Origin of the sequence: Sphingomonas sp. CCH15-F11 (assembly GCF_001557005.1) — a bacterium.
In the GTDB taxonomy this organism is placed as follows: Bacteria; Pseudomonadota; Alphaproteobacteria; order Sphingomonadales; family Sphingomonadaceae; genus Sphingomonas.
Genome location: NZ_LSKG01000099.1, coordinates 27,278 through 39,575, shown reverse-complemented (window position 1 = coordinate 39,575; position 12,298 = coordinate 27,278). Strand labels below are relative to the sequence as shown.

Genomic DNA, 12,298 nt, shown 5'->3' with positions numbered 1-12,298 from the left:
CATATGTCCGATCCAGTAGCTCCCCGTCCGAGTTCGTTTCGTTCGCCCACGGATCCCGCTAAAACAAAGATTTCCAGTCCCTTTGGAAAGCTTCGAGGCGGCAAGCCGCATCGGGGCATTGATATCGCGCCGCGAGCTGGGCAAAGTAACCTTCCTGTCGTTGCGGCACAGGCCGGGACGGTCGTTTATCGAGGGGTGAACGGTTCACTTGGTTCAAATCCAGCCTTGGGGAAGGCCGGCGGCGGCTCAAGTTTTGGCAACTTGGTTATTATTTACCATGGTAAGGATGCTGGCGGCCAACACATCTACTCGCTGTATGCGCACTTAAGCAGTTTCAACGTGACTCTAGGCTCGACTGTTGCTGCCGGACAGCAAGTTGGGGTTATGGGAAATACGGGTGGCTCTGAGGGCGAACATCTACACTACAGCATTCTGCGAACGCGAAACGGTAAGCGCCTGCCAATTCCGGCAAGCGGTGCGGGTTCAATTGGATTTATGGAAGGGACAGTCTCGATCAACCCGACCTCGCCCGACCCGGCACGCGCTGGCAGTCGAGAGCCATACCTTTCCCCAAACCTCGCACCACCACGGGGTAATGGTGGGCGAGGCGGCCCGGAACTAAGCCCGCTGGAGGAGTTTGCCTACGAGGAGCTTAAGGCTATCGCAGCAGCGGGATCTGCGCCACCTGAATGGGCCTCGTCAGTAATCAACATCGTCGGTTCAAGCGTCTCAGGCTATCTATTTCGTGACCAACCCCTGCAGCAGATATTTGGGTCAGCACTGATAAATGTGGTTAGCCAGAACTTATCCCAGGCAATAGCTCAGGGAGGGATCAGCGCAGATTACTCTTTGGAAATTGATGGCAATAGATTTGACCTTAGAAATAACGTTCTGGACGATTTCGGTCCCGAGTTGGCGTCAGCTTTCAGATCGGCTGCGGTGGGCTCATTTTCGTCGTTCTTAGCGCTGGAGCTGGGAAACGCAATCGGCCTGACAGGTTTTGGAGCCGAGCTTATACAGACCGGCGCATCGTCGGTCTTGGGCCAAGTTCTAAACAACGCCGTTTCGCTCGCTCAAGGGGGTCAAGCGGCAGCGAACATTGGCAGCAACCTTTTTCACGGTTTAAACGGATCTGGCTTGTTCGGGACAGCCGCAGATCCTGCTAAGCTCGCCAATTGGACGCCCGGACTCCTTCCATCGGCAGTGGGTAGCTTCCTTGGCGCAAAGCTAGGTTCCTTGATACTTAGCCCGACTAATACGGAAGGAGCTATTCTCTCGTCCATCGGATCGGCTGCCGGAGCTTGGGCCTTCGGTGCGGGAGCATCTGCGGCAGGTACGATCGGCAGCATCGGCGCTTCAATTGCCAGTGCATTCGGGACATTGGGGAACGTGTTTGCGCCCTTTGTCGGTTCCCTAGTCGGGTTTCTGTTGGGTTCGCTGATAGGGCGGCTCTTTGGGCGAAAAAAACCACGAATACCGACCGCCAGCGCAGAGACCTTTCTTAATCTTTCCTCGGGATACTGGCAAACGGGATCAATTGTCTCGGCGAACAATGGCAATCGACAGCTTGTTTCCGCCATGGCGACGACAGCACGCGACTCAATTAACGCGGTCATTGAGCAAGCCGTCGGCGGTTCAGATATTGCGCGAGTGTCAAACGTGACGTCTATTACGCATCGATATGGCCACACGGGCTCAACGCTCTATCTTGATGAAAGTCTTGGTAGCGTCTGGACTCGTCTGTATAGTGGTGCTGATGCGTCACTCGCCACAGACATAGGCGCCACTAGAGCAATAAAGACAAGCCGTATATCTGGTGGCGATATTTTTATGAAGCGAGCAATATATAGCTCGGCGTCTAGTAGTCTTACTTCAATGTTTGGTAACATGGTTGCAGCAGCGGATTATGCCAGATACGCTGATAACCGGGAACTCATCAATCGCGTCGTTGCCGAGAACCCCGGCTCTGCCGTTTCAGTGGGTTGGTTGGCTACATGGGCCAGGGCCCAGGAATTGGGCCTTAACCGTTTTCAAGCCAGCGACTTCTTTGGCGGCTTGAAGGGCTTCTTGGACAGCTTCGGCTTCGACCAAGAGGGTGTTGCTGATCTCAATTACGAAGACATGGACTTTCGGTGGGACGGTGGGCCAACGACAGTTACCATCAAAGGCGGACTTGCTGGTGAAGGGTTGTTTTCGGTCCTACCTTCGGCTGCCGCTGACGGGCGTAGCGTTCGTATAGACAACCTTGCGGACATCGGGTTCGCGCCCAACCACCCGAGTGTTTTTGGAGCGGGAAATGACTTTACCGATCTGCGCTATCAAGGAGCATACTATGTCGATGGCCGGGATGGTGACGATATTATAATTGGTTCGGAATATGGCGACACTCTAGTTGGTAGCGCAGGTTTTGATTGGATTGATGGCCGAGGAGGCAATGATGACCTTAGCGGGGGTGCTCAGAACGACGTGCTGATCGGCGGCGCGGGCACTGATCTTCTGTCAGGTGGCGAAGGTGACGACTATCTCGCTTTGGGCGCAGACCATGATTATTTGCCCGGCGGGATTGGCGGGCCGGCACCTGGCGGCGCCTACGGTGGCAACGGTCGCGATACGCTGATCGGTGGCGCGGGGCATGACGCATTGTTCGGCGATGCTGGCGATGACGAGCTGATCATCGACCAAGATGGTGGTTATGAATTCGATTATGTGAGCGGTGGCGAAGGTGTCGACGTCGTCTCCTTTGAGCGATTCTTATCTGGCGTCAGTGTGGACATGACTTCGAACTCAGGCGGGGGTTACACCGCGGTCACATATGGTGACGGCTGGGTGGCGATTGAAGGAATTAAGGGGTCACAGCATTCGGATCAACTGTTCGGGGATGCGAACGCCAATCTGCTGCGCGGGCTTGATGGTAACGACAGCATAGACGGCCGAGACGGTGCCGATACGATCGACGGTGGATTGGGAGCAGACACGATCAATGGCGGCGCCGGGATCGATCTCGTTTCCTATCAACGATCCGATGAAGGCGTGGTGGTCGACCTGACAACGGGAATGACACTGGGCGGCGACGCGACCGGCGATGTGCTAATTGGCTTCGAGGGTTTGATTGGATCGCGATTTGCCGACGAGTTAACGGGAAGTACTGAAAGCAACAACGTCTATGGTCAGGAAGGCAACGACGTTATTTACATTTCGGGCGGCTATGACCAGCTGCATGGCGATGGAGGGTTCGACATTGTCGATGCCAGCTCCGCCTCAACCTCGCTGACGCTGACCGAAGGTCAATATGCCTCCTTCAACGGAGTCGCTGCGCGTTATCACGACGTCGAAGGCTTCATCGGCACGCAATTCGGCGACTATATGGAGGGGTCGACAAAAGACGAATATTTTGATGGGGCTGCCGGAAACGACTATCTCGTCGGTGGAGCAGGCTCGGACACCTATCGCTTCGGCCGCGGCTACGGCTACGACGCCATCAGCGAAACCAACGACGGCGCCAATAGCATCCAAATCGCTGCGGGAATCGATTTCCGGGACATCCTGATCAGCGGTGCCGGCGGGAACGGCGATCTGGGCATCTATCTTCGTCCGACCGGGGAGCAGATCGTCATCGGAGCCAACTGGTCTTATGGCACCGGTGGCATCCATAACCACAAGATCAAAAGCCTGTCTTTCGAGGGCGGTAGCACGGTCGATATCGATAGCCTCGATTCGACTGGCGGCGATCCGAACCCGGATGGATCGACAACCGCCACAGGAATAATCGGCAAGTCCGACCTCTTGTTCGCTTACGGTGGAAACGATGTGATCTACACCGCGGGGTACGCAGGTGGCTTCGAAAACAACGGTAACGTCATTTACGCTGGGGACGGCGCAGACTCAGTTTTCACATCGGGCGGAGACGATCAAATCCTGTTCGAACGCGGTAACGGTGTCGACATCCTGTACGACGGCGGCGGTGACGACACGGTCATCATGGGCCCCTCCGTTCAGGCTGACGACGTGATTTACGAGATCGTTCCGACGAGTAACGACGCGAATGGAAACCTCAGGTCGGATTTGATTATTGGCATTCGTGATCCAAACAACCCGTCGCTAAGCGCGAGCCAAGTTGCAGATCATATCCGGATTGCAGATGGCGGAACCCGGTTCCAAGACATAAACAGCTTCACAATAAAATACACGACGGTTGAGTACGTCCGTGTGGGTGGCCAAGAAATCGACTTGATGAAGCTCAATCTTCCATTTAGCACCTTCTTTTATTCCACTTATCCTAACGGCGGCGGCCCAATCCCGCCGATTGCCATCGACCTTGATGGTGACGGGATAGAGCTGCGATCGGCTGAAGGTTCTCGCATCGTCATCACCGATTCCGAGGGCGGTCTGTGGCGGATGGGCTGGCTGGGCCAGGACGACGGCTTCCTTTCGCTCGACCGCGATGGCGACGGGGTCATCACTCGGCTTTCAGAAATCTCGTTCAAGGATGACAAGCCGGGCGCAGAAACTGATCTCGAAGGGCTCGAGGCATATGATAGTAACTCGGACGGGCGATTTGATAATCAGGACGTGCGCTTCCATGACTTCCGTATCTGGCAGGACATGAACCAGGATGGCGTCGGCAGTGCCTCCGAGTTGCGCACGTTGGATGAGGCGGGCATTTCCTTCATCAGCCTCAATGGCCAAAAAACTGGTTTCGACTTCAGTGACGGCCTGGACAATGCTGTTGTCGCTACAACCGAAATAGGCTGGAAAGATGCCACCCGGCAGGGTCGTGGCTATGACGTGATGCTGGCGACCCTTCAGGTTCGTTCCGATGGGGGCGACGCCAAGACGACGGAGAAGTTCAAGAACGGCCAAGGGCTGGGCGGAGACGACATAGACTCTTTGGTACATGGGATCCAAGGTCTGTCCCCAGAACAGATTGCCATGCGAAAAGAGCGGTCGGCGAAGCGCGCTTCGTCTGCTGATGAAGTCGATGTTGCGGGCTTAATTACTCGAATCGAGAATGTGCTTGAGGGGTCGGAGAAGAGTGACGACGGCCTTCTAAAGGCGTCCCGATCGAAGCTCACCGACATGCTATCGAAGTCGGGCAAAGCGGATAAGGATAAAGACAGTTTTTCTGATTCGATCTGGACCAAAGCCGGAAAGCGCAGCGCAAAGTCGTTTGATCTCTCGGTTGATCTTGTGAAGTTTGAAACGCGCGATCTCACCGACTCGATGCGCGCGGAAATCGAACGCTCCAAAGCTGAGCTCGAAAAGGTTGTCAAGGACAAGGAAGACCGGGATCGACTGCTAGAGGAGAAGCAGAAGGCAGACGCAGCGAACGCACCGAGCGGCGATATTCCGTCAATCGATGCACTCGAGGCGCTAGCTCGGACCGACAACTTTAAACTCCTGCCAGCGGATTCTCAGGTTGACGTGGAGGACGACGTGTCCACCTTCGGGGGCCCAGTCGCCGTCACGAATGTCCAGGTTGATTTTGGTGAATTGTCAGACCTTGGTCAGAATGAAGGCGGTGAAGTTGAAGACAGTGACGCAATCAACAGCGCTACACCTATGCGTTCAGGTGGCACACTTTCGCGATCTTTGAATGACGATGACTATGAAATCGGAACTGGCGCACCAGAAGGGATGCCAACGCAGAACCCTGACTTAGACGCGGAGGCGTACAAAAACGTGGTGCAGTTTGCAAATGCCCGCCTGGTGCAGGCACTGGCGAGCTTTGGGGATGCCTGGACGATGATGGCAGACTATCAGCGTCTGAATGTCGGTAATGACCCGCAAGCCGCGTGGCTTAGCGTCGATGCAATGCCGTCCGTCCAGCGGTTCGTCACCGTTTAGTGAGGGTGGTTCCCGATCAGGCGTGAAAGAGAGAAAAAGTAGAGATGCAGACCATTAATGTTCAACCGGGTGACGCGGCGGCACCTCCCAAGACAATGAGCCATGTGCTGGGCGAGATCACCTGGCTGCTGTCGCAGAGCCCACTCCATAAGAATCTATTCATTTCCGATCTGGAGTGGATGGTGATGCCAGCCATCTTGCTGGAGCAGTTCCGCATTTTCCCCGGGCCTAACGGACAGCCGGCGGGTCTTGTGACCTGGGGCTCGATCAGTGACGAAACCGAGCAGCGGCTGCGTGAGCACAAGGTGCGGCTCGCACCGCACGAATGGAGAGGCGGGCCCCACCTGTGGCTGATCGAGATGGTTGCGCCCTTTGGCGGACAGGAGGAGATGCTTGCCGATTGCGCCGCGACGATCTTTCAAGGGCAAGCATTCAAATATCAGGTGGCAGGACCAAACGGCGTCGAAGTCGTGACACATGAAATGACGTTGAACTGAGCAATGGTGCGGCAGCTCCTCTTGTTGGGAAGTGCCGCTGCCAGCCTTGCGGCTTGCGCTACGACGCCAAAGTCTTGCCGTTCACTGTTTTCCGACACGAGCCAGCTGAGGAACCGAGAGGAAGGTGGCGAGGTTTTTGCGGCCCCGTTTAATCAGGCCAGCGCATCGGTATTGCATTGCGCGGCCGATCAAGGGAACCGATCTGCACAAGTCGAACTCGCGAAGCGTTACGAGATGGGCGAAGGTGTTCCGCGCGATGTCCGCAAAGCCGTGACTCTATATGAGCGAGCTGCCCGAAATATCGCCCCGAACACCGCGATCTACTCACCCCCAGTGCGCTTGGGCGGTCGTGGACAAGTGCTCTTTATTCAAAACGAAAACGCTGGCCCCGGGTTGGCGGAGGCTCAGTATCGACTAGGGCGCCTGTTGCTCGAAGGTAGGGGTGTGCCAGGGAACATCAGGCGTGGCCGCTCGCTAATCGAGCAAGCGGCCAAACAGAATTATGCGCCAGCGATTGATTATCTGGCTTCCCCGCGATCGTAGGTGGAGTGACACGCTAGGTTTGCATGATAACCGTGTATATCTTCCGATCGCCGTGGAGCGATGCGTCGAGGATTTTAATGTGTTCAGAAACTCGAATGGTTCGCACTAGGCCGAAACCTCAGGTGATGAGGCCTACGGCAGCGTCATAACACTCAGCTAATGCCGGCACGGTTGGGGCGGCCGGCACAAGCAAGCGCAAAGAGAACAAAGCTGCGTAACCTACTTGCCTGACTTCACGATTGTGCTTTACACACAGCGAGTTAGAGTTTTGACAAGGCCGGGGGGTAGCATATGAGATCAGTGGTGCGCCTGTGCGCCCTGGCGATGACTTTTGCGGTCGTTGCAGGCGGCCAAGTACACGCGCAGGAGCGCTCTGCCGTAAAACAAGGATTTTCGTTGCCGGAGAAAAGCGGCAAGCGTATCCTCGTATTCAGGCCTTCGGTAAGCGTAGGCGCTCAATCAACGGGCGGCGTGTTCGAGCCAAATGCTGAATGGACCGAGACCGCCAAGCGGAACATCCAAACTTCGCTGGAGCAGGTCCAGTCGAAGCTCGGGAACACGGTCATCGTCGCTCCCGAAGCCTATGGTGAGCAGGCGCAGTACCTTCAGGAGCATATGGCTCTGTTCGCAGCGGTTTCGCAGGCAGTCATCGAGTATCAGTTCTTCGTCGGCAACAGGCTGCCCACGAAGAAGCGGGAGAACAAGGCGGAGGTCTTTGATTGGTCGCTGGGGCCGGGTGTAGCCGAGCTTCCCGGCGCCCAAGATGCCGATTATGCCCTCTTCATCTACAACAAGGATGCCTATGGCTCGACCGGCCGGAAGGTGCTGCAAGTCCTGGCTGCCCTTGGCCCAGGGATCCCGGTCCAGTCAGGTGAGCATATCGGCTATGCTGCTCTCGTCGATCTGAAGACCGGCGACCTTCTTTGGTTGAATGCCGATGCTGCGATGGGCGGAGACGTGCGTGAGGTGGAAGGCTCGCAGAAGCGCGTGCGTCAACTGCTCGAGGGGCTTCCCGGCAGCCAGCTGGAAAAGGAATGATGGTGCATTCTCGGCTTGCTTGCCTGGCGATGGGCATAGTGGTCAGCATGGTCCCCTGGGCATGCATGGCGCAACCCGCACCTGCTCCACCGCCCTACACAGGAGCTTATCAGCCCAGTGGCACCGACGAGATCGGTTTGTGGCGCGAGGATGATGAAAGCGAGCGCGCGCTAGCTGCCTCCGCCTTAGTCATTCGCGACGAGCAGCTCACTGGCTATGTGAAAAGCGTGTTGTGCTCGACCGTCGGAGCTGACCGGTGTGGTGCCGTCCGGGTCTATGTCATGCGCGAGCCGACCTTCAACGCGTCGATGTCGCCCAACGGCACCATGCGAGTGTTCAGCGGGCTGCTGCTCCGCATGCGTAACGAAGCCGAGTTAGCCGCAGTGCTCGGCCATGAGTTCGGGCATTTCGAGCAGCGTCATAACGTGGGCCGGTTCAAGGCGTTGCGCAAGGGAACCGACATCCTCGCTTGGAGCGCGCTGCTTGCGAGCCTGGCGCCAAGCTACGATGTCGCCCGATCGTATCAGAGTCTTGAACTCTCCATTTACGGCAACCTGTTTCGCTATGGTCGCGACCAGGAACGCGAAGCCGATCGGCTCGGGCTTGGCTACCTCAACAGCAGCAACCTGCGCCCGCAAGCCGCGTCAGCGGTTTGGCAAAACCTGATGGGTGAAATCCAAGCATCGGCTCAGGTCCGGGGCCTACGAAAGCCCAATTTCAAGGCGATTGCGTTTACGGCATCCCATCCACCGGAAGCAGAACGAGCTTCGTACCTGCAGGCATTAGCCCTTCCCGAAGCCGCGACGCGCGATGACGGAGCGGGCCGTTATCGGGAAGCGATGGCTCGGTGGCTACCAATTTTCCTAGAAGACCAGATCAAGCTCAATGATTTCGGGGCAAGCGAATACATCATCAACCGGCTCGCGGAATCCGGCTGGACGGCCCCTCTATGGTTCGCTCGCGGCGAGCTTCATCGGACACGTGGCCACCAGCGAGATCTCGTCAGCGCAGCCGAATTCTATTCCAACGCTATCTCGATGGATCCTACGCTATCCGAGGCGCACCGGGGCCTGGGGCTGGCGCTGCTTAAGACAGGGCGGCAGGCTGATGGCCAAGCAGCGCTTCGGACATACCTCGTGCTCAAGCCTGATGCGTCCGATGCAAAGATGATCCGTATGTTGGTGCCGGGAGAAGCACAGAAATGAACTTCGTCGCGCTTCGAGCCGCAATACTGGCTCTTTCATTGGCTCTACTGCTTACAGCAGGCTTCGCCGACGCACATAAGCTTCGGGAAAAGGGTATCGCGGTTCAGGTGGCGGACTCCAGTCTCACCGTAACGCCGGACCGGGATTGGAATCGGCTTGATCAGAAGCTCGGCAAGAACGCGGAGACGTGGACCCTCGATGGCGAGCAACTGAACGATGTCACGTTCTTCGCGGGCATCGAACCAGGCAAGCCGCTGGTGAAGGAGCGTAGCAAAAAGCGTGATCCGCTACCTAAATTCACCGCGACGACGCTGCTGATAGAAGTGCCTGAGCTGCTTGAGGGGACGTATCGAACTTACAAGCGCATCGGCAGCTTCCAGGTTCTCGACACGCAGCCAACCACATTCTTGGGCAAGGAGGGCATCTCGTTCAGCTACCAGTATGTCGATGCAGACCTCCTCACGCGCAACGGCGAGGCGAAAGCCGCAATTATCGGTGGCCGTCTGTTCATGATGACATACGATGCACCGCGGCTTCATTATTTCGCGAAGGACATCGAGAAGTTTCGATCGCTCGCGGTTTCGGCGCGGCTGTGATTCGGCACTCCATGTAATGGCTTGTTTGGTTGGCCGACGCCCATCTGATGACCAAGGCATTCGGACAATGACCTTTCGGTTGGCAGTGGTTGTGCCAGCTGTCCTCTGCATCTCGCTGGGTCAGGATCCCGTTCGTGCTCATGGCGGCGGGCTTAACAAAGACGGCTGTCATCATGATCGGAAGGGTGGCACCGGCTACCATTGTCATCGCGGATCATCATCGCGTTCTGGACAAGCGGCGCCTCTGCAGCGCGACTTTGTTCGGACCGGTCCCAATGACGTCAGAGCATTCGCAAACTGCGCGGCAGCGCGCGCGGCTGGGGCCGCGCCAGTCCGTGCCGGCGATGCTGGTTATGGACGGCATCTTGACCGGGACGGGGATGGTGTTGGCTGCGAATAGGCCGGTACTTCACGAGCGCAGCCTGCGCGTCGATAAGTTTTGAAGCTTTCATGCCCCCTCCTTGCACAGCGAAGGAAACTGACGTCAAAAACTTCAGATCAAGCCAATCCAGTTTTCACGTGGCGGAGCATGGGGTGCGCGGCATCTACAGAGAGGTTTCTCTAGTTAGATCATCACAATAGAATATGCTCTCTTTGCTGGATCGCATCATGCTTCGGTGAGGTCTCTACCTCAGATTTACTAAAACAATGGCCGGCCCAAGCCTCCATCAGGTACCGTCGCTTCTCGAGCAAATCTCCCCGCCGGTAGGCAGCCTCGGCCTTGTTACCGATCGAATGCGCAAGCGCGATCTCGCACACCTCGTGGGGAAAGCCGGTGGTCTCTGACGCCCAGTCACGGAAAGTGGATCGGAAGCCGTGAACGGTGATCTCCGCCTTCATTCGCCTGAGCAACATCGCCATCGCCATAGATGACAGCGGTTTACCCTTCTCCGCACCGGGGAACAGATGACCCTCTGTTCCAAGCTTCGCCATCGCTTCCACGATCTCCATGGCTTGCGGCGACAGCGGCACGCGATGTTCTCGTCCGGCCTTCATCCGCCTAGCCGGTATGATCCAAACCTTCTTCTCGGTGTCGATCTCATTCCACTGCGCGCCTAGCACTTCCGCTGAACGTGCGGCGGTGAGAATTGTGAACTCCAAGGCCCGCGCGGCGACTGCGCTGCGTCCCCGCAGGTCTGCCATGAAGTCCGGCGTGGCATCATAGGGCAGCGCCGCGTGGTGACCACGCGAAAGCCGCTGACGCTTGGGCAGGAGCTGGTCGAGATGCCCGCGCCAGCGCGCGGGGTTCTCACCCGAGCGATAACCCTTGGCCTTCGCCGCGTCCAAAACGTTCTCGATCCTGCCACGCAGCCGCTCGGCGGTTTCCGGGGTCCGCTTCCACAAACTTTGCAGGACCTCGAGAACGTCCTCTGTGCCGATGGCATCCACCGGCTTGCTGCGTATGGGCTTAGCGTATTTGGTGAGTGTCATTGTCCATTGTGCTGCGTGCTTGGCGTTGCGCCAGGACGGCGTCATCGCCTCCACATAAGCATCAGCGCATTCGCCGAAGGTGGGGATGCGTTCATCTTTCGCGCGTTCGCTTTTGGGATCGCCGCCCATCGCCAATATCTCCCGCAGCTTAGCAGCTTCGGCGCGAGCATTGGCAAGCGACAGGTCGCGTCCGCCACCGAGGCCAAGCTCGGTGCGCTTGCCGTCGCGCGCATACATGAAAATCCAGCGCCGCCGACCATGTTGATCGACAAAGAGATAGAGACCGCCGCCATCCGAGTGTCGGCCCGGCTTGGTGACTTTCGCCGCCTGCGTAGCGCTAAGCTTGTTGAGTGCCCGTATTGTCATGACCGCGCCCTCTCATTCGCTGCCGGTCCCACTGTCGGTCCCATTTTATGCGTGCGATAAGGTGCTATGTCTAGAGATAAGTTGGAACTAAGGATCTGGCTAAGTATCTCGGATATGGCGTTTATTTGCCGTTTCGGCGTGTGCCAAGAGTGCTCACAGAATCCTAGGTTTGGCGGACTCCGTCTCCGCCACTATCCACCGATTTTCGGCGATTAAATTCAAGTTAGGCTGCCGGTTCCCATAACCGCTCCCCGATAGGCGTTGCGCTTGGGGCGAACGCGTGCGGCTGAATTCGTTCAATCGGCGCGCACCTCAACATTTCTCAGCAGGGGCGCGGCCGTCGACCGCAATGCCATTCGAGCAGCCATGCCGGTGCGACCGTGGAAGCTGGAAACCAGTACACCCCCTACGCGAAACATCACGTCTTGAACTGGCGGAAATCCCGGCCTTTCCGGGAATGGAAGCTTCTCCGCCAAATCTGACTGGCCAGGTCAGGGCAAGTCAGATCCAAATTGAATGAATGCAAGAGGTTGAAAAGGCGCGCATCGTTGAGATGGGCAACCCTTCTGGTTCCAATTCAAACTTGATTGGAACTGACAGCGGTACACTTTCGCCCCGTGCCAAATAAACATAACGAATGCACTTCTCCGTCTGTACTACCATAGCGCGGGCGATGGGCGCTGGCTGCCGACGCGCGCCGAGCCCTGCCACCGCTGATAATTCGATGGGTGTCGTTCGACTGCCAGCCGGGCAGGTTCGGCCCGACCGGTGGGAAGAC

At 57.2% G+C, this 12,298-nt stretch carries 8 protein-coding genes; 7 read left to right on the top strand and 1 reads right to left on the bottom strand.

Annotation, left to right across the window (positions count from 1 at the left end):
• The first annotated feature begins 3 nt into the window (after positions 1-3).
• From AX709_RS08970 to AX709_RS08945, 7 genes are all read left to right on the top strand, one after another.
• Complete coding sequence (locus AX709_RS08970; RefSeq protein WP_082731710.1) at positions 4-5,844, top strand: peptidoglycan DD-metalloendopeptidase family protein; 5,841 nt, start codon at positions 4-6, stop codon at positions 5,842-5,844.
• 44 nt (positions 5,845-5,888) lie between these two features.
• Positions 5,889-6,341 carry a toxin-activating lysine-acyltransferase gene (locus tag AX709_RS08965; RefSeq protein ID WP_066548953.1) on the top strand — a complete coding sequence of 151 codons (453 nt, stop codon included), beginning with the start codon at positions 5,889-5,891 and terminating at the stop codon, positions 6,339-6,341.
• 3 nt (positions 6,342-6,344) lie between these two features.
• Positions 6,345-6,884, top strand: coding sequence for a tetratricopeptide repeat protein (locus AX709_RS19565; protein ID WP_082731709.1), 540 nt, complete (start codon positions 6,345-6,347; stop codon positions 6,882-6,884).
• Positions 6,885-7,208: 324 nt separating this feature from the next.
• Positions 7,209-7,922, top strand: a complete 714-nt coding sequence (locus AX709_RS08960) for a hypothetical protein (protein WP_066548985.1) — start codon at positions 7,209-7,211, stop codon at positions 7,920-7,922.
• Entirely contained in the window at positions 7,919-9,127 is a 1,209-nt protein-coding gene (locus tag AX709_RS08955; RefSeq protein WP_231727475.1) for a M48 family metalloprotease, read from the top strand. The genes AX709_RS08960 and AX709_RS08955 overlap by 4 nt, the downstream gene beginning before the upstream one ends.
• Positions 9,124-9,723: a hypothetical protein gene (locus AX709_RS08950; protein ID WP_066548952.1), complete on the top strand. Its 600-nt coding sequence runs from the start codon at positions 9,124-9,126 to the stop codon at positions 9,721-9,723. The genes AX709_RS08955 and AX709_RS08950 overlap by 4 nt, the downstream gene beginning before the upstream one ends.
• Complete coding sequence (locus tag AX709_RS08945) at positions 9,650-10,123, top strand: excalibur calcium-binding domain-containing protein (RefSeq protein ID WP_331709708.1); 474 nt, start codon at positions 9,650-9,652, stop codon at positions 10,121-10,123. Before AX709_RS08950 ends, AX709_RS08945 begins: the two co-directional genes overlap by 74 nt.
• A 173-nt stretch (positions 10,124-10,296) precedes the next feature.
• Here the strand turns inward: AX709_RS08945 and AX709_RS08940 are convergent, their stop codons facing one another.
• On the bottom strand, positions 10,297-11,520 hold the full coding sequence (locus tag AX709_RS08940; RefSeq protein ID WP_066548949.1) for a tyrosine-type recombinase/integrase: 1,224 nt from the start codon (positions 11,518-11,520) through the stop codon (positions 10,297-10,299).
• Between the last annotated feature and the right edge of the window lie 778 nt (positions 11,521-12,298).

Bases quoted from the DNA above. Each gene is read 5' to 3' on its own strand.
- AX709_RS08950 (WP_066548952.1), top strand. From the start codon at position 9,124: ATGAACTTCGTCGCGCTTCGAGCCGCAATACTGGCTCTTTCATTGGCT.
- AX709_RS08960 (WP_066548985.1), top strand. From the start codon at position 7,209: ATGACTTTTGCGGTCGTTGCAGGCGGCCAAGTACACGCGCAGGAGCGC.
- AX709_RS08955 (WP_231727475.1), top strand. From the start codon at position 7,919: ATGATGGTGCATTCTCGGCTTGCTTGCCTGGCGATGGGCATAGTGGTC.
- AX709_RS08940 (WP_066548949.1), bottom strand. From the start codon at position 11,520: ATGACAATACGGGCACTCAACAAGCTTAGCGCTACGCAGGCGGCGAAA.
- AX709_RS08945 (WP_331709708.1), top strand. From the start codon at position 9,650: ATGCACCGCGGCTTCATTATTTCGCGAAGGACATCGAGAAGTTTCGAT.
- AX709_RS19565 (WP_082731709.1), top strand. From the start codon at position 6,345: ATGGTGCGGCAGCTCCTCTTGTTGGGAAGTGCCGCTGCCAGCCTTGCG.
- AX709_RS08965 (WP_066548953.1), top strand. From the start codon at position 5,889: ATGCAGACCATTAATGTTCAACCGGGTGACGCGGCGGCACCTCCCAAG.
- AX709_RS08970 (WP_082731710.1), top strand. From the start codon at position 4: ATGTCCGATCCAGTAGCTCCCCGTCCGAGTTCGTTTCGTTCGCCCACG.